The following is a 16,720-nucleotide window of genomic DNA, read 5'->3' on the forward strand; positions in this document are numbered from 1 at the left end:
ATATGAAGCAACATGTTTTATTAATAGATGGTATGGCCTTATTATTCCGCTCGTTTTTTGCTACAGCTGTGACGGGACAATATATGATGAATACAAAAGGTACCCCTACAAATGCCGTTCAAGGGTTTATTAAACATTCGTTATTAGCAACGAATTATGTTAATCCATCCCATGTGATTGTTTGTTGGGATATGGGAGCCAAGACGTTTCGAAACGAGTTATTTGATGGCTACAAAGCGAATCGAGATGCACCACCAGTAGAATTAATTCCACAGTTTGATTTAGCTAAAGAAGCAGCAGCTGCTTTTAATTTTTTGAATGTAGGACTGCCTGGTTATGAGGCAGATGATTGTATTGGAACGATAGCGAAACAAATGGGATCAGACCGTAAAGTATCCATTGTCAGTGGGGATCATGACCTTCTTCAGCTGCTAGATGAGGATATTAATGTTCATATATTACAAAAAGGGTTTGGAAATTATAAAACCTATACGAAACATAATTTTATAGAGGAAAAGGGCATTACACCATTGCAGTTTATTGATGTAAAAGCGTTAATGGGAGATACGAGTGATGGATATCCTGGCGTAAAGGGTATTGGTGAAAAAACAGCCATTAAGCTTGTCTCTGAACATCGTGACATTCAAGGTATTTTAACAAATCTTGAAAAATTAACCCCTTCTCAACAAAAGAAAATAACAAACGATTTAGAAATGCTACATTTATCAAGAAAACTGGCTGAAATTCATTGTACCGTCCCAATTGAACTATCAACTGATGAAGCAAAATGGACAGGTTTAGCTGATGGTACACATATGTTTATTGATGATCATGAATTAAGGGTGGTCAAACGCTTTTTACTACAACATAATTTTGAAGAAGTAGTTTCTTAGTTTTGGTAAGAAGCAGACTACTTACTGTGAGCACAAAATAGTATAAAAAGCTATAATGAACTAAACTAGTTATTTGAGGCAGAAACAACCCCATTTTAGGCTACCTAACTCTATTTTTCAAATAGAGTTAGGTAGCCTTTTTTTGTGTACACGCTCCTCTTTTTGGAACGAGCTATCCCTTTAGAATCTATCTCCTAAAAGAATTGGTTTGTTATTGGTTGGAATGGAATATCTCTTTCACCATTCTCCTTACTTCTTTCGTTTAATTGATATACCTAAGCTATATAAACAATACTCTTTATAGACCAAATGAAGGTTAAAGGGAATTACACGAGTGGTAAAGTAGGGTGTGTCGAATACCGATAGGACCGTGCAATTAAAAAAGACCATTTTCGAAATGAGAAGATGGCCATATCATTCTTTCCTACTCAATTTTCGTATAACAAGCAATAGAATACTGCATTTCTTAGCTCCTGAATGAGTAAAGATAGGTTTTGGACCCTATCGTGTTTTTGGTCAGAAAGACTGTTTTGATTAATTATTAGTTATATTAGAAGGAAATACAGAAGCTATTTTGTGTTCTTCTTTCTTGCCCGATTTTCCAATGTTGATTTAATGTCAGGGCTGTTCCCTGTTGGGTTGACACCCTGATCTATTTTGCCCCGGTTTTTATTATTTCCTTTACTCACATGATCACCTCCACCCTTAATATGCACTAAACAGATGCATTTCATAACAGTAGAAGGAGACACTAATCCTGGAGGTGGAATAATTGAATAAAGCAGTTGTAACCGCTCTTTTTAGTATTGCATTCGCTCAAGCCTTGAAAATTCCATTATACTTTTTTCGAACTAAAATATGGAAACCGAAGCTTTTTTTTCAAACAGGTGGCATGCCAAGTTCTCACTCAGCTGGAGTCTCTTCGTTAACGACTTTTATTGCCTTAAGACGAGGAATCTCAACGATTGATTTTGCTCTTTCGCTCATTTTTGGGCTCATTGTCATGTATGACGCTCAAGGGATTAGAAGACAAACGGGAGAGTTAACACTAAAGGTGAATAGTTTAGATGAATTGGTGCGAAAGGCTCATGAACATGAACCGATTTTGTATGAAAACCAAACTCAAATGAAATTAAAAGATATGCTCGGTCATCAACCTTCTGAAGTGATAGGGGGTGCACTAATAGGTGTTCTGATAGGGACGATGAGCTATATAGCAGAAAAAAATATAGGAAACAAGAGAAGGTTTATGTAAAATAAAAGAGAATAAAGTCGGATAAGGTGATAAGAGTTGGCAAAGAGGAAGAGGACAGTTGAAGAGTATTTAATGCATTTAGAAGATAAGGGTTTTATACTTTCCGAGGAAGCAGTTGGCTTTATTTTCTTTGGAAAGAAATTGACAGGTGCTTCAGATGAATTAGTGAACGCTGCAATTGAAGTGACCTTAAAAGTGAAGCAACGGTTTGATGGAAGTTTTTATATCTCCTTACTAGAAGCCTTTCAACATGACCAAGTGAAAAACCGATATCAAGCATTACGCTATGTTGAACAGAAAGGTATTCTGACATAAGATCGGGCCAATAGCCTGATCTTATGAAGGAATATTTTTTTGTTGTTTAGGCTTCAGTTTGCTTAGTTTCAATTCTACAATGATCATCCCAATAAAGATAAGCAAGCAGCCAATCACTTGCTGGATTGTTAACTTCTCGTTAATTAGAATAAAGGAGGTAAGAGCGGCAAAAACGGGTTCCATCGCAAATATAACGGCTACTCTTGTTGATGAAGTAAATTGCTGTGCCCAAGTTTGAATCAGAAATGCAGCAGCTGTGGCAAATAATATCGTAACCAAAAGTCCTACAACTACGGTAGGGTGAAGGTATAATTCAACGTTGGTCATAAAGGTGATATCTTCAAACAAAAATACGCCTACTAAAGAGAAAAAACTAACACTTAAAAGTTGGATGGCTGCTAATAAAAGTGCAGAGTAGGAAGCAGCATATTTTTCTGTTACAAAAATATGAACGGCAAAAGCAACTGCACAACCTAAAACGAGAAGGTCACCGACATTAATCGCTTGTGATGAAATAGATGAAAGAAGGTACAGGCCGAAAGCAGCTAAGATTGCACCAGTTATCGCAAATATACTTGGTCTTTGCTTTGAAAAGGCAAGTGCAAGAAATGGTACAATGACCACGCTTAATCCAGTAATAAACCCTGCTCTAGCGGGTGTAGTGTATAATAAGCCTAATGTTTGAGTCGCGTAACCGATAAATAGAAAAAAACCAAGTAAAATACCAGGGGCAATGACTGAATACGGAATCGGTTTCGTTCTTCGATGAATGAAATAAAAACTAAACAAGATTAAGCTTGCCAAGAAAAAACGTATGAAATTAAAAGAAAAAGGAGGGAGAAAAGCAATCGCCTTTTGGACGATTACAAAAGTACTCCCCCATACAAATGCCACAAATAGTAATGCATTGTTCGCTATTCGCTTTCTGCTGACGATTCTGATTGGCTCCCTTCATTTAAATGGATTGCTTTTCTAGCTAGTGCATCCGCAATATGGTTTTCACTTCCAGGAATCCATTTAATAAAATATAATTCGTGTTGTCTTAATATTTGCTCGATTTTATCATATATTTTTTTATACTGATCTCGCTTTACGAAGCCTTTTTCAACTGCTGAGACTAATGCTTGGGAATCAGTACGAACGGATACAATGGTGAATTGATATTCTTCACATTTTTTTAATGCGAATAAAAAAGCAAGGAATTCTGCTTCATGATTATTTTTTATTCCTAATGGAATAGAATAGCTTTCGGCTTTACCGTGATGTTTTATATGAATGCCAGCACCACTAGGCCCTGGGTTTCCCGCACTAGCACCATCAATGTATACTTCTACCATGACGCCCTCCTAAAGTTGACTTAGTTTTTATTCGTATGAAAATAACTTCTAAGAAGAGTCTCTAGAGAAGAGGATGAAAGTGATTTTTCTTCAAGGTTAAGGAATTAATATTGAAAAAAAGACAAAAAATATAGGTCAAATAGGACTATTTTACATTTTCACCATGCTCCTAGCTATTAGACGGAGGAAAAGAAGACTATTGTTTCGTTTAAATCTAATTCGAACAGTACAATCGTTTTATCCTACATTTATGAATTAATTATAGCGTTTAGTATGATTACATTGTCTTTTCAAAATGAATTGTCAAACGCCTTGTACATTATATCGTCAACCAGGGTTAAACTCAATTAATTTTATAGTAGGGAGAGGGCAACATGAAAATGAAAATCTCTTTTACTTACAAAGTAAATGGAGGAGAGGGAACTAGTTTTGAATCAGAATGGATGTCTAGGCGTGATGTCCTACCTCTTATGGAAGAACTGCACAAATTAGGTCGTGTGAAAAATATGAAAGTGCAGGATGAGCTTGGTACAGAATGGTCAAAAAAGGAATACGTCAAACTAAATCAGCAATTAGAAACAGAGCCAGAAAATGTTACACTCTATTTCGATGGAGGGTATGATCGAGAAACTAGCTTAGCTGGGATTGGTGTAGTAGTATATTATGAAAAAGCAGCCAAAGCTTATCGTTTTAGAAAGAATGTGCCGTTCGAAGGGATAGAGCATAATAATGAAGCGGAGTATGCCGCTCTATTTGAAGGGTTAAAGGTCTTAGAGGAAATTGGTGTAAAACATGAAGTATGTGTGATTAAAGGTGATGCACAAGGGGTCATAATGCAGCTGTTAGGAGAATGGCCATGCTATGAAAATACGCTCATTCGTTGGTTGGATCGAATTGAGGAGAAAATAGAGGCATTATCCATACAGCCTAAATTTGAACTTCTTCCTAGGAAACAAAACAAGGAAGCTCACCAACTAGCATCTCAAGCACTAAGAGGAAAAAATATACTTAGTCATATACAGCAACCGTAGTTAAGGAAGTGATTGTAGAAATGAATCGGAAATTAGTCTTTTCAAAAATCGACCAGCTGACAGAATGCTACTGTGAAGGGTGCTGGTTGAAACATCATTTTCGGAAAGAAAATGGGAAAAATGCGGCTCATCAATTTTGTATTCAACAATGTACTGTTGGAGAGAAGTTAAAAGAATTAGGAGCAGAACTAACGAACAGGGAAAGAGGGTGAATATAAAAGCATTCACCCTCAACCTATATGTTGTTTTATGTAATTATAATTTAACTACATTAGAAGCTTGAGGGCCACGAGCGCCTTCTACAATCTCAAAAGAAACCTCTTGACCTTCTTCTAGAGACTTATAACCGTCACCTTCGATGGATGAGAAGTGAACAAATACGTCATCTCCACCTTCTACTTCAATAAATCCGAATCCTTTTTCGTTATTAAACCATTTTACTTTCCCATTTTGCATCGTACTTAATCCTCCTAAATTATGTAGAGCAGTAATTGCTCACGAAGAAAATTTTTCAAAAGGGCGTAATTTATCTTACATCGTAAACAACCTTTTGATTACTATAAATATACATGATTACAGGAGATACAGTCAAGAAAGCGCATTCATATTTTTGAAAGATTTAAATTTATAGTGCAAAACAATATTGAATCGTTGACAAAATTATTTTAGGTTTTAAAGTTTGCATCAGCGAATAACTTTAACAATAGTCAAAGGCAAAAAACACCATACGAGCGGTTTTATGCAGAAGTTTCAATTGGCAGGAATGACTGGTGTGGTTATTGCGTTGTCCTTGTATTAGCACCACAACATGGTTTGATTGCAAAACAGGGATAATAACAAAAGTTTTTTGAACTTAGCTACCGATACAGTTTAATTTAAGAATCCTTGTTTAATCTTTAAACGTATAGTAAAATTTTTATGATACGTTAGAAAAAGAATAGGGAGGGATTAGCATGCCAACGCCAAGTATGGAAGACTATATTGAGCAAATATATCTTTTAATTGAGAATAAAGGCTATGCTCGCGTCTCGGACATTGCGGAATCACTTTCCGTTCACCCCTCCTCTGTAACGAAGATGGTGCAAAAATTAGATAAGGACGATTACCTGATCTACGAGAGATATCGTGGCCTTATTTTAACGCCAAAGGGGCGGAAGGTTGGAAAACGATTAGTTTATCGACATGATCTGTTAGAGCAATTTTTACGGCTTATCGGAGTGAAAGAGGAAAATATTTATGAAGATGTTGAAGGAATTGAGCATCATTTAAGTTGGGATTCAATTGATCGAATTGGTGATATTGTTCAATTTTTAGAAGAAGATTCAGAGCGCATAAATGCATTAAAATTTATTCAACAGCAAAATGATAAAAACGAAGAATAACCGCTAATGTAGCGGGTTTTTCTTCGTTTTTAGAGGGGTTCCTGCCCTTGTGTTTAATAGGATTTTATGTTTTATGAGGGGGAATATAGTTGACAAAGTTTGAAAAGAAATTAGAAGAGTATGCAGATTTACTTATTCGAGTAGGAATAAATTTACAGGAGGGTCAAAAGCTTTTCATTTCGGCTCCAATATCTGCAGCGACTTTCGCCAGAATGCTTATGGAAAAGGCCTATAGTGCAGGAGCAAAAAGAGTGACGATTGATTATAATGACGAACTTGCAAGTAAGATGACATTAGAGATGGCTCCAGAAGAAGGATTGAAAGATTTCCCATTATGGAAAGCTCGCGGCTTTGTCGAGATGGCGGAGGAAAATGTGGCGTTTTTAAATATTGCCTCGCCTAATCCGAAACTATTAAATGATGTAGAACCAAGCCGGGTTGCAACGGCAATGAAAGCACAAGACCTTGCAAATAAAGACTATCTTGAATACATAACATCCGGTAAAATCAGTTGGTTAATTGCAGCTATCCCTTCTGTCGAATGGGCAAAAACAGTATTTCCTGATGTGGACGATGAAAAAGCCGTATCTTTACTGTGGGAACAAATCTTTTACACGACAAGGGCAGATCAGGAACAACCGGTACAATTGTGGAAACAACATATCGATAATTTATCGAAGTACGCTGATTACTTGAATAATCAAAATTTTTCGAAACTACATTATACAGGGTCGGGTACTGACTTAACAATAGAGCTTGATTCTGAAAGCTTTTGGATGTGCGCTGAGTTTGAAAATGATAAAGGGGTTTCTTTTATTCCAAACTTACCAACAGAAGAAGTGTTTACGATTCCAGTTAAAACGGGTGTTAATGGAGTGGTGAGTAGCTCTAAACCTCTAAACTATAGTGGCAATTTAATTAAAGATTTTACGTTAACGTTTAAAGAGGGTCAGGTAGTAGACTTTACGGCATCAGAAGGATATGACACGTTAAAGCAGTTAATTGAAATGGACGAAGGGTCTAGGTATTTAGGAGAAGTAGCTCTTGTGCCCCATGATTCCCCTATTTCAAATACAAATATTATTTTTAATAATACTCTATTTGATGAAAATGCATCTTGTCACTTAGCGTTAGGAAATGCTCTTACGATGTGTGTAAAAGATGGAAAGAATAAAACAAAAGCACAACTAGAAGCAATGGGCTTTAATGAAAGTATCACTCATGTTGATTTTATGATCGGAAATGGAGAATTAAGCATTGAGGGTGTAAAGCAGGATGGGACGATGGAAACAATTTTTCATAAAGGCAATTGGGCGATCGATATAAACGCAGTTGCTACGAATGAATAATAGTGGTAAGAAGGCAGAAACTCCTAATAATTTCTGCCTTTTAATCGAGCAAGAAGTACGGAATATGCCATAAAAACTGGGCATGATATAGTAAGAATTCTTTCTAAAATATGTCCGGGTATTCTTGAAAGAGTGTATCCCCGTTTACTTCTGCGCTTAATTGTTCATATTCATGATTGGCTTCATTTAACATGACGCCAGCAATACAACCATCCTTTACCTCTTGAACGGCCTTTCGATAGGAAATGATTCTTCCAGTTGATGTTTGAAAGTTCAAAATTGTTCCATCGTGGGATCGTTGGACTTTTTGTAAATATTCCATTATAAATGTCTTCCTTTCATTCTTTTTTATCAGTATGGTCAAGTCTACTTTGATATACTTATAAAATAGTGAAATTTTTGTAAAAGTAGGTGGAGTTTGTGGATAATCAGTGGCATGAAAATGCACAATCTAAATGGAATGATTCAGCTGAAATGTGGCATAACCGAACAAGAATGATGTGGGAAAAAGGAAGCAGAAAACAGATTATCCCGTTCTTTGCGAAACATACTCCTTTTAAGTCCTCCGTAGTGGATTTAGGATGTGGAGATGGGTATGGTTCCTTTTTATTGCATGAGTTGGGATACAAAGTTGTTGGAATGGATTTATCTGAAAAAATGGTCTCCATTGCAAAAAAAAATGAAAAAAAGGATCTTTCCTTTCTTCAGGGGGATTTAGCATCGCTACCATTTAAAACGGAGCAGTTTGATGCTGCAATGGCCATTAATTCATTGGAATGGACGAAAGACCCCCTTCATTCTTTACGCGAGATAAAATCAGTGTTAAAGCCTGGAGGTACCGTTTTATTAGGAATTTTAGGTCCAACAGCCCACCCTCGCACCAATAGCTTTCCTCGTCTAAGGGGAGAACCATTTATTTGTAATACAATGATGCCATGGGAATGTAAGCAATTAGCGGAAGAAGAAGGGTTTAAGGTTATTGGAGAAGAATGGGTATGGAAAGAAAGTGTTCCTCAAATAGTCAGGAGGTCCACAATGCCTGAAGAGCTTAAAGAGGCATTAACATTTATGACATTAATATTATTGAAAAAGGGAGAACAGTGATGGATAATCGATACTCAGTTCAAGAGTTCATTCAAAAAACGAAACAAGAGGATAAAGGGCAAGGTTTATTTGAATTAGAAACAGAACGTATTTTAGAAATTAACTTAGATGGGGATATTTGGGCAAAAGCTGGTGGAATGATATCCTACCGTGGAGATATTAAGTTCGTTCGAGAAGGAATATTAGAGCATGGAATCGGCAAGTTTTTTAAAAAGGCGTTAACAGGAGAAGGAACCTCGTTAATGAAGGCCTCTGGAAATGGGAAATTATATTTAGCCGATCAAGGGAAAAAAATATCAATCATTAATTTAGAAGGGGAATCCATTTATGTAAATGGGAATGACCTATTAGCTTTTGAATCCAATTTAGATTGGGACATTAAATTGATGAAGAAAGTGGCTGGAATGCTAGCAGGTGGGTTATTTAATGTACGAATTGAAGGAAGTGGCATGGTTGCTGTTACCTCTCATTACGAACCACTGACTCTACTTGTAGAACCCGGCAGTCCAGTTTATACTGACCCTAATGCAACGGTTGCGTGGTCTGGAAACTTACAACCCGAATTCGTGACAGATGTCTCTTTAAAGACGTTCTTTGGTAGAGGAAGTGGCGAGTCTATTCAAATGAAGTTTGAAGGGTCAGGCTTTGTAGTCGTTCAGCCTTATGAAGAATTTTACGCAGCAGAACAACAATAGTTTACTCTAGTCTCCTTAAAAAGGTTGTTAACGGGGAATTATAACCTCTTACACGGGCTTCTTGTTCTAAACAGAAGCCCGTCTTTTCATGAAAGGAACTGAAGTTCTATACGTAACTGAACCTACTCATAATGTAAAGATTAGATTATTTACATTCTTCGCTCTCCTGAATTTTATATCTAAAAAATACAAGAAGAAGGGATGAGGAGAGTTGTCGCAGGCTAATCACTGTGCTTTTTACGGTGAATGAATTTCTTTCCTTTCACTAACTTCCAAAGTAAAAATACAACAATAGCAATCAATATAAAACTAATTATTAAGATAACGATAGAAAGAATACTCAAGAATACTTCAAAGAGTATCATGGCAGTTATGATAATAAGAGCGAGTCCTAAAGAAAAAAGCCCTAATGCGATGCCTGCTCCATTTGACTCACTGTAGACCATCCATTTGTTGTTTTTCTTTTCCACCCTTCTACCTCCTCATCTATAAAGAAAATAATTCCTAATAGTGTATGAAAGTGAAATGAAAAGGTTCCTATATGGTGGGCATGAGGAATGAGGAAGATTCACATAATGGGATTGTATCAGGATTGAAATAGCATAGGACTTATCCGGTTCTTACATAATCCTCAATAGGATTGCTAGTACTATAATTGAATGGGAGTGACAATACTTGATAAATGGTCAACGATTAGTAGGTGAAAAAATGGAACATATACGTTTTCCAATTGGGAAATTTACTCCAACACATCATCCAACTGCAGAACAACGAAATGAGTGGATCGAAGAAATTTCACAAATAGTTAAATCACTTCGTTTCAAAGTGCAGCATTTATCGTCAGAACAATTATCAACGCCATATCGACCTGGTGGTTGGACGATTCAACAGATTATTCACCATATGGTAGACAATGATATGAATGCCTATATTCGTTTTAAGAGAGCATTAACGGAGGATACACCAACGGCAAGTTCCTATCGAGAAGACCTATGGGCAGACGGAAATGATTATCGAATTTCTATTGAACCTACATTAAATCTCTTGGATTTGCTGCATAGTCGATTTGTCTACTTACTTCGTTCGCTATCTGTTAAAGAGTTTGATAAGACGTTTATTAGTCCTTCTCATGGGGTAATGAGCTTAGAGGTTGCAATTGAAAGGTTTACTTGGCACAGTCGTCATCACATTGCTCAAATTGAATCACTTATTGAACGATTAGGCTGGAAAAATGAATAAATGAGAAAATAATTTATAGATATCAGTTCGCGTAAGAAGTAGGAACATTGCCTATAGAACTATAAGAAAAGAAGCCATTTTGATTAAACTTTTTTCAAAAAGGCTTCTTTTTATTAGTGTCACATATTTTTAATGAAGCGTTTTTCAAAACTAATACTATGCATCAGAATAACGCAAGAAGTAAACGGGCTGATTAAATGTAATTTCTGATACGAGCGGTTTGCTTTATAAAAAGTTAGTGTTTAAGGTATTTTTGGGGGAGAAGACGCATGCCCCCCTACAATACTGTATAAGAGGCTAAACCGGTCTTTTAAAGGAAATGATGGGCGTTACAATTTTTGGCAAAAGAGTCTTTCTTAAGCGAAACGAAAAATTTTTCGCCAACATGAAATCATGAATAAAATGAAAGTAGGAAATAGTAGTATAATAAGAGGGAGACTTCTAGGAGGGATGAAAATGACCATTAAAACGAAGGTTCCATCTGATATTGATATTGCTCAACAGGCTAAAATGAAGCCAATTGTTCATATAGCTGAACAACTAGGGTTGTCTGAAGAGGATGTAGAACTTTATGGAAAGTATAAAGCTAAGTTATCTTATGATACTTTATTACAATTACAAAAACAGAAGGATGGAAAAGTCATTCTTGTGACTGCCATCAATCCTACCCCTGCCGGAGAAGGGAAGTCTACTGTTACGGTTGGATTAGGGGACGCTTTAACTAGATTAGGAAGAAAAACAGTTATCGCAATGAGAGAGCCTTCTTTAGGTCCTGTTATGGGCGTGAAGGGTGGAGCTACAGGTGGAGGTTATGCACAAGTATTGCCGATGGAGGATATTAATCTTCACTTTACGGGGGATATTCATGCGATAACAGCAGCAAACAATGCGCTGGCTGCATTGATTGATAACCATATCCACCAAGGGAATTTACTGAATATTGATCCTAGAAGAGTTTTATGGAAGCGCACGTTAGATATGAATGACCGCGCCCTTCGTAACGTAGTCATCGGGTTAGGTGGTCCTGTTCAAGGTGTACCACGTGAAGATGGGTTTGATATTTCTGTTGCTTCAGAGATTATGGCTGTACTATGTTTAGCGAAGGATTTAGAAGATCTAAAAACAAGATTAAGTGCCATTGTCTTCGGCTATACATATGATAGGAAGCCAGTAACAGTAAAGGATTTAGGAGTGGCCGGCGCCTTGACATTATTATTAAAAGACGCATTTAAACCAAACTTAGTACAAACACTTGAGCATACTCCTGCACTCGTTCATGGTGGTCCATTCGCCAATATTGCCCACGGTTGTAATTCCGTGATGGCAACGAAAGCTGCTGCAAAATTGGGAGATATTGTTGTAACAGAGGCAGGCTTTGGCGCCGATTTAGGTGCAGAAAAATTCTTTCATATTAAAAGTCCAGTAACTGAATTAAATCCTAGTGCTGTCGTGATTGTTGCTACGATCCGTGCATTAAAAATGCATGGTGGTTTAGCAAAAGATCAATTGAAAAAAACGGATTTAAGGGCTTTAAAAGAAGGAATCACGAACCTTGAAAAGCATATTGACACAATGCGCCAATTTAATGTGCCTTTCGTTGTGGCCATCAATCGTTTTGCTACAGATAGTAATGAAGAAATTGAATGGCTTGAAAGCTGGTGTTCGTCTCAAGGTATTCCGTTTGCCTTGACAGAAGTGTGGGAAAAAGGGGGAGCCGGTGGCGAACAGTTGGCAGAAGTAATTTTAGCAGAAATGGAACAAACAAAAGAAGTGACCCCTTTATATGATGTTACCCAATCCGTTGAAGAAAAAATCGAACAAATTGCGAAAAAAGTATATGGAGCTTCTTCTGTAGAATTTTCTTTAAAAGCTCAAAAAAGTTTAGAGGTAGTCAATAAAAACGGTTGGGGTCAGTATCCAATTTGTATGGCAAAAACACAATATTCATTATCAGATGATCCAAAGCAATTAGGTAGACCTCATTCATTTACCCTGCACATTCGAGATATAGTCCCTAGAATTGGTGCGGGTTTTCTGATTGCCTTAACAGGAGATGTCATGACGATGCCAGGATTACCGAAAGAACCTGCAGCCTATAACATGGATGTAGCATCAGATGGAAAAGCGTTAGGGTTATTTTAATTGATGTTTGATCCAACCGCCTTTGATAATGTAAAAGTAGTGCTCGAAGGTGCGCTGTATGAAGCTGATTTAGAAGGAAGTATTGCTGTGATCAATCGACAAGATTTAGTGGATTTAGCGAGAATGTCGAGAGAGTATCGGATTACCTTTCAACTTTCTCATGTGAAAGGAGTCAATGTAGAGCTAACATTATCCTCTACTTTGTCAATGCTATCATCTGAGTTGCTCATGCTATCTAATCAGCAATCAGGTGCCAATCTGAAGCTAACCTATCGAATCGATGAAAAGACCGAACTTGGCGCTAAATTAGAAAGGATTCTTAAACGATGTTGGGGCAATCGACTGTTCGAAAAGATCGAGTATAGGTCATCTGAATCAGGAAAGAAGCTTTTTTATAAACATGTATTTAACCGCCCGATTTTAGAAGATCAGGTAGATGATTTAATTGCGTTATCAGAAAAAAGTATTCAATCGCTAGAAATGCTCATTTAGGCTATTCATAACCTCCTTTTTTTCAAATATAATGAAAGAAAGGAGGGATTTTTTGAGAGTAGCTTGGGTAACAGATAGTTCTGTACATCAAATTAAACAATTGGATGATATTTATATTGTCCCTATTTCTATTAATGTAAATGGTGAGACCTACTATGATGGAATTGATATAGGTCAGGAAAAAATTTATGAATTGATAAAACAAGATAATATGGAAATTAAAACATCGCAGCCTTCTATCGGGGCTTTTGTTGATGTTTACCGAGAATGTGAACAGCATTATGATCATATTATCTCAATCCATCTTTCCTCTAAATTAAGTGGTACTTATTATACAGCAGTACAAGCATCTTCTTTTGTTAACATCCCCATCACAATTATAGATTCAAACGTTTTATCTTATCCGCTATTAGATTTGATTTTATATGGAAAAAAACTGCAAGAAAAAGGGGCATCAGTAGAAACCATTAAAGAGCGATTAGAAGCTAGAATTCCTCATAATGAAGCCTATGTCATGGTAGGGAATCTGGGGCAACTCCATAAGAGTGGTAGAATAAAAGGACTCACATTTTTTTTAGGTAGTATGCTAAACATTAAGCCGGTTTTGTCCATTGAGGCTGGGGAAATTATCGTGAAAAATCGAGTAAGAAGTAAGGCAAGAGGCTTAAAGCAAATGACGTCCTTCCTACAGAAAGCATTGGAGGAAGCAACCATCCAGCATGCTTGGATTTTTCATGGGAAAAATGAAACAGAGGCAAGGAAATGGAGGGAAGCATTAACAGAAAGGTTTCCGGAAGTCAGTTTTCTTACTTGCCCAATAGGTACCGTCCTTTCTGTTCATGCTGGTGAAGAGCTTATTGGGATAAGCTGGTATAAAGAGGGTTGAGTTAATGGAAATTCATTGACTCGATAATTTTTCAACTATATGATAATGGGAATAGTCTTGAAATTAAGGTGGATAGAGAATGAGTAAAGAGGACGTTGAACAATTCGTAAGGGAACTTCTAAAGAATGATTTCTCTGGTCATGATTGGTACCATATTGACCGTGTAAGAACACTAGCGTTAAAAATAGTAAATGAGGAACAAATAGGAAATCCGGATATAGTTGAATATGCCGCATTATTACATGACGTAGCGGATAAAAAACTTGTAAATGAAGCAACTGGAGCAAAGTGGCTTGAACAAGCACTAACTAAAGTGCCGTTATTGGATGAAGACAAAAAACATATAAAAGAAATTGTTATGAATATCTCATATAACGGCGGAAATGAGAAGAAACTTCATTCGATTGAAGGGGAAATTGTTCGAGATGCAGACCGTCTTGATGCGATAGGAGCCATTGGCATCGCGAGAGTGTTTGCTTATGGTGGAAGCAAAGGCCAGGCGATTTTTGACCCTAAAGTAAAGGTAAGAGAAGAAATGTCGGAAGAAGAATATCGTAATGATAAAACATCTAGTGTTCATCACTTCTATGAAAAATTATTCAAGCTTAAAGATTTAATGACAACGAAGACAGGAAAACGGATTGCGGAAGAACGAACCCTATTTATGCAACAATATATACATAGATTTTATGAAGAATGGAAGGGTACAAAATGAAAGTATTAATGGCAGAAGGGCTTACGAAGTCTTACGGGGAAAAGATGTTGTTTCGAAATATTTCCTTTTCGATTGCTGAGAAGCAAAGAATAGGTTTAATTGGTATTAATGGGACGGGCAAATCTAGTCTTTTAAAATTAGTAGCTAGTATCGACTTACTCGATCAAGGAATGATATCTACGCCCAAAGAGTATACCATTGCGTACCTAGATCAAGATCCGCATTTAAATCCTGAACTGACAGTTTTAGAGCAAGTTTTTGAGAGTGATGCGAAGATCGTGAAGTTAATGAAAAAATATGAAGAGTCTTTAAGGGCATTAGAGAAAGATCCGACAAATGAAGAAAAGCAGGAAAGGCTCTTTACTCTCCAAAAAGAAATGGACCTTCATCAAGCTTGGGAAGCGAATGCAACGGTAAAAACGATCTTGACAAAGCTTGGTATTACATTCTTTGATCAAAAGGTGGGAGAGTTATCCGGAGGGCAGCAAAAGAGGGTAGCACTTGCTCAAGTTTTGGTTGAAATGCCTGACCTGTTAATACTTGATGAACCAACAAACCATTTAGATTATGAAAGCATTGAATGGTTACAAGAATATTTAGCTAAATATTCAGGTTCCGTTTTATTTGTTACTCATGATCGATATTTCTTAGACGCTGTTTCAAATCAAATATTTGAATTAGATAAAGCCTCATTGTATGCCTACAAAGGGAACTACCAAGATTTTATTGAAGCGAAAAGTATTCGTGAAGAAAATGAACAAGCTACGAGAGAAAAACAAAAAAACCTATTCCGTAATGAATTAGAATGGATGCGCCGAGGAGCTAAAGCAAGAACGACGAAACAAAAAGCAAGGATTGGGCGATTTGAACAATTGGACGCTACGTTAGCTTCCTATCAATCAGAGACGGACCTTGAAATAAACATTAAAGGAAGCCGTTTAGGGAAAAAGGTCATTGAATTGAAAAATGTGTCAAAGAAATTTGACGGAAAAGAAATTTTGACCTCGATAAATTATTTGTTTAAACCCCAGGACCGAATTGGGATTGTTGGAAAAAATGGAACGGGAAAATCCACCTTTTTAAATATTCTTGCTGGACTCGAACCAATTGATTCAGGAGAAGTTGAAATAGGACAAACAGTGAAAATGGCTTATTATACTCAACAAAGTGAAGAGATGCCTCCAAATTTACGAATGATTGATTACATTCGTGAGGAAGCGGAGGTAGTGACACTAAAAACGGGTGAGCATATTTCCGTGTCTGCCATGTTAGAGCGTTTCCTTTTCCCAATGTCAACTCATGGTACTCCGTTAAGAAAATTATCAGGTGGAGAGAAAAGGCGCTTGTTCTTGTTAAAGCTATTGATGCAAAATCCAAATGTTCTACTCCTAGATGAACCAACGAATGACTTAGATACGCAAACGCTAACGGTTTTAGAAGCCTACTTGGAAGAATTTCCTGGGGTTGTCATCACGGTTTCACATGATCGCTACTTCTTAGATAAAGTGGCAACGCAACTGCTTGTCTTCCAAGGTGAAGGAAAGTTAGGAATGTATTATGGCATATACTCAGACTATGTTAAATACGAAAATGCTCCAAAAGAAAGTAGTGTACAATTAAAACAAAAGAGTGCAGAAAGAAATGCTCCTTCAACCCAATCAAAAAAAATGACCTATAAAGAAAAAATGGAATGGGAAACCATCGAAGAAAAGATTGAAGAAACCGAAATAATGATTGAAGAAGCAGAACAAAAAATGGAACAGGTAGGAAGTGATTTTGAACTAGCTCAATCCATTATGAAGGAGCTTGAAGAATTAAATGCTCAGCTAGAGCATTTAATTGAACGATGGACCTACCTTTCAGAACTTTCATCTTCATAAGCATA

Annotated in this window: 20 protein-coding genes; 15 read left to right on the top strand and 5 right to left on the bottom strand. The window is 36.8% G+C overall.

Annotated elements, in window-relative coordinates; all coding sequences use genetic code 11:
• The first annotated feature begins 2 nt into the window (after positions 1 to 2).
• The 3 genes from WAK64_RS09340 (at position 3) to WAK64_RS09350 (ending at position 2,463) form a co-directional block, all read left to right on the top strand.
• The gene (locus WAK64_RS09340) at positions 3 to 893 is read left to right on the top strand and encodes a 5'-3' exonuclease (RefSeq protein WP_336586697.1); all 891 of its coding nucleotides are present in this window, start codon (positions 3 to 5) and stop codon (positions 891 to 893) included.
• Between the two features lie 772 nt (positions 894 to 1,665).
• On the top strand, positions 1,666 to 2,148 hold the full coding sequence (locus tag WAK64_RS09345; RefSeq protein ID WP_336586698.1) for a divergent PAP2 family protein: 483 nt from the start codon (positions 1,666 to 1,668) through the stop codon (positions 2,146 to 2,148).
• Between the two features lie 36 nt (positions 2,149 to 2,184).
• Entirely contained in the window at positions 2,185 to 2,463 is a 279-nt protein-coding gene (locus tag WAK64_RS09350) for a DUF6123 family protein (protein WP_336586699.1), read from the top strand.
• 21 nt (positions 2,464 to 2,484) lie between these two features.
• On the opposite strand, the gene WAK64_RS09355 is transcribed toward WAK64_RS09350, so the two are convergent.
• Positions 2,485 to 3,399, bottom strand: coding sequence for a DMT family transporter (locus WAK64_RS09355; protein ID WP_336586786.1), 915 nt, complete (start codon positions 3,397 to 3,399; stop codon positions 2,485 to 2,487).
• Positions 3,378 to 3,800, bottom strand: a complete 423-nt coding sequence (locus WAK64_RS09360; RefSeq protein WP_336586700.1) for an RNase H family protein — start codon at positions 3,798 to 3,800, stop codon at positions 3,378 to 3,380. The genes WAK64_RS09355 and WAK64_RS09360 overlap by 22 nt, the downstream gene beginning before the upstream one ends.
• 374 nt (positions 3,801 to 4,174) lie before the next feature.
• On the opposite strand from WAK64_RS09360, the gene WAK64_RS09365 reads away from it, so the two are divergent.
• Both WAK64_RS09365 and WAK64_RS09370 read left to right on the top strand, forming a co-directional pair.
• Positions 4,175 to 4,831: a reverse transcriptase-like protein gene (locus WAK64_RS09365; RefSeq protein ID WP_336586701.1), complete on the top strand. Its 657-nt coding sequence runs from the start codon at positions 4,175 to 4,177 to the stop codon at positions 4,829 to 4,831.
• A 20-nt stretch (positions 4,832 to 4,851) separates the two neighbouring features.
• Positions 4,852 to 5,043: a zinc-finger domain-containing protein gene (locus WAK64_RS09370; RefSeq protein ID WP_336586702.1), complete on the top strand. Its 192-nt coding sequence runs from the start codon at positions 4,852 to 4,854 to the stop codon at positions 5,041 to 5,043.
• Positions 5,044 to 5,086: 43 nt separating this feature from the next.
• Here WAK64_RS09370 and cspD read toward each other — a convergent pair whose 3' ends face one another.
• The gene (cspD, locus tag WAK64_RS09375) at positions 5,087 to 5,287 is read right to left on the bottom strand and encodes a cold-shock protein CspD (protein WP_336586703.1); all 201 of its coding nucleotides are present in this window, start codon (positions 5,285 to 5,287) and stop codon (positions 5,087 to 5,089) included.
• A 497-nt stretch (positions 5,288 to 5,784) separates the two neighbouring features.
• On the opposite strand from cspD, the gene mntR reads away from it, so the two are divergent.
• Positions 5,785 to 6,213, top strand: a complete 429-nt coding sequence (mntR, locus tag WAK64_RS09380; RefSeq protein ID WP_336586704.1) for a transcriptional regulator MntR — start codon at positions 5,785 to 5,787, stop codon at positions 6,211 to 6,213.
• An 89-nt stretch (positions 6,214 to 6,302) separates the two neighbouring features.
• Positions 6,303 to 7,562 (top strand): aminopeptidase, encoded by a 1,260-nt coding sequence (locus WAK64_RS09385; RefSeq protein ID WP_336586705.1) that lies wholly within the window; start codon positions 6,303 to 6,305, stop codon positions 7,560 to 7,562.
• A gap of 103 nt (positions 7,563 to 7,665) precedes the next feature.
• On the opposite strand, the gene WAK64_RS09390 is transcribed toward WAK64_RS09385, so the two are convergent.
• The gene (locus tag WAK64_RS09390; RefSeq protein ID WP_336586706.1) at positions 7,666 to 7,884 is read right to left on the bottom strand and encodes a DUF3892 domain-containing protein; all 219 of its coding nucleotides are present in this window, start codon (positions 7,882 to 7,884) and stop codon (positions 7,666 to 7,668) included.
• Between the two features lie 152 nt (positions 7,885 to 8,036).
• Here WAK64_RS09390 and WAK64_RS09395 point away from each other — a divergent pair, with 152 nt between their 5' ends.
• A complete protein-coding gene (locus WAK64_RS09395) occupies positions 8,037 to 8,666 on the top strand; it encodes a class I SAM-dependent methyltransferase (protein ID WP_336586787.1) in 630 nt (209 codons plus the stop codon).
• Positions 8,666 to 9,361 (top strand): AIM24 family protein, encoded by a 696-nt coding sequence (locus WAK64_RS09400; RefSeq protein WP_336586707.1) that lies wholly within the window; start codon positions 8,666 to 8,668, stop codon positions 9,359 to 9,361. The genes WAK64_RS09395 and WAK64_RS09400 overlap by 1 nt, the downstream gene beginning before the upstream one ends.
• A gap of 221 nt (positions 9,362 to 9,582) precedes the next feature.
• Here the strand turns inward: WAK64_RS09400 and WAK64_RS09405 are convergent, their stop codons facing one another.
• Positions 9,583 to 9,831 (bottom strand): hypothetical protein, encoded by a 249-nt coding sequence (locus WAK64_RS09405; protein WP_336586708.1) that lies wholly within the window; start codon positions 9,829 to 9,831, stop codon positions 9,583 to 9,585.
• 205 nt (positions 9,832 to 10,036) lie between these two features.
• On the opposite strand from WAK64_RS09405, the gene WAK64_RS09410 reads away from it, so the two are divergent.
• The 6 genes from WAK64_RS09410 (at position 10,037) to WAK64_RS09435 (ending at position 16,715) form a co-directional block, all read left to right on the top strand.
• Positions 10,037 to 10,600, top strand: a complete 564-nt coding sequence (locus WAK64_RS09410) for a YfiT family bacillithiol transferase (protein WP_336586709.1) — start codon at positions 10,037 to 10,039, stop codon at positions 10,598 to 10,600.
• A 456-nt stretch (positions 10,601 to 11,056) separates the two neighbouring features.
• Entirely contained in the window at positions 11,057 to 12,742 is a 1,686-nt protein-coding gene (locus WAK64_RS09415) for a formate--tetrahydrofolate ligase (protein ID WP_336586710.1), read from the top strand.
• A complete protein-coding gene (locus WAK64_RS09420; protein ID WP_419465920.1) occupies positions 12,743 to 13,234 on the top strand; it encodes a hypothetical protein in 492 nt (163 codons plus the stop codon).
• Between the two features lie 52 nt (positions 13,235 to 13,286).
• Complete coding sequence (locus tag WAK64_RS09425) at positions 13,287 to 14,120, top strand: DegV family protein (protein ID WP_336586711.1); 834 nt, start codon at positions 13,287 to 13,289, stop codon at positions 14,118 to 14,120.
• Between the two features lie 79 nt (positions 14,121 to 14,199).
• A complete protein-coding gene (locus tag WAK64_RS09430) occupies positions 14,200 to 14,835 on the top strand; it encodes an HD domain-containing protein (RefSeq protein WP_336586712.1) in 636 nt (211 codons plus the stop codon).
• Positions 14,832 to 16,715, top strand: coding sequence for an ABC-F family ATP-binding cassette domain-containing protein (locus WAK64_RS09435; RefSeq protein ID WP_336586713.1), 1,884 nt, complete (start codon positions 14,832 to 14,834; stop codon positions 16,713 to 16,715). Before WAK64_RS09430 ends, WAK64_RS09435 begins: the two co-directional genes overlap by 4 nt.
• Positions 16,716 to 16,720: the final 5 nt, after the last annotated feature.

It is taken from the genome of Bacillus spongiae, from assembly GCF_037120725.1.
Classification (GTDB): Bacteria; Bacillota; Bacilli; order Bacillales; family Bacillaceae_K; genus Bacillus_CI; species Bacillus_CI spongiae.

Excerpts from the sequence above, each read along its gene's own strand:
- WAK64_RS09370 (WP_336586702.1), top strand. The coding sequence starts at position 4,852 with ATGAATCGGAAATTAGTCTTTTCAAAAATCGACCAGCTGACAGAATGC.
- WAK64_RS09365 (WP_336586701.1), top strand. The coding sequence starts at position 4,175 with ATGAAAATGAAAATCTCTTTTACTTACAAAGTAAATGGAGGAGAGGGA.
- WAK64_RS09430 (WP_336586712.1), top strand. The coding sequence starts at position 14,200 with ATGAGTAAAGAGGACGTTGAACAATTCGTAAGGGAACTTCTAAAGAAT.
- WAK64_RS09390 (WP_336586706.1), bottom strand. The coding sequence starts at position 7,884 with ATGGAATATTTACAAAAAGTCCAACGATCCCACGATGGAACAATTTTG.
- WAK64_RS09340 (WP_336586697.1), top strand. The coding sequence starts at position 3 with ATGAAGCAACATGTTTTATTAATAGATGGTATGGCCTTATTATTCCGC.
- WAK64_RS09415 (WP_336586710.1), top strand. The coding sequence starts at position 11,057 with ATGACCATTAAAACGAAGGTTCCATCTGATATTGATATTGCTCAACAG.
- WAK64_RS09435 (WP_336586713.1), top strand. The coding sequence starts at position 14,832 with ATGAAAGTATTAATGGCAGAAGGGCTTACGAAGTCTTACGGGGAAAAG.
- mntR (WP_336586704.1), top strand. The coding sequence starts at position 5,785 with ATGCCAACGCCAAGTATGGAAGACTATATTGAGCAAATATATCTTTTA.
- WAK64_RS09400 (WP_336586707.1), top strand. The coding sequence starts at position 8,666 with ATGGATAATCGATACTCAGTTCAAGAGTTCATTCAAAAAACGAAACAA.
- cspD (WP_336586703.1), bottom strand. The coding sequence starts at position 5,287 with ATGCAAAATGGGAAAGTAAAATGGTTTAATAACGAAAAAGGATTCGGA.
- WAK64_RS09360 (WP_336586700.1), bottom strand. The coding sequence starts at position 3,800 with ATGGTAGAAGTATACATTGATGGTGCTAGTGCGGGAAACCCAGGGCCT.
- WAK64_RS09395 (WP_336586787.1), top strand. The coding sequence starts at position 8,037 with ATGTGGCATAACCGAACAAGAATGATGTGGGAAAAAGGAAGCAGAAAA.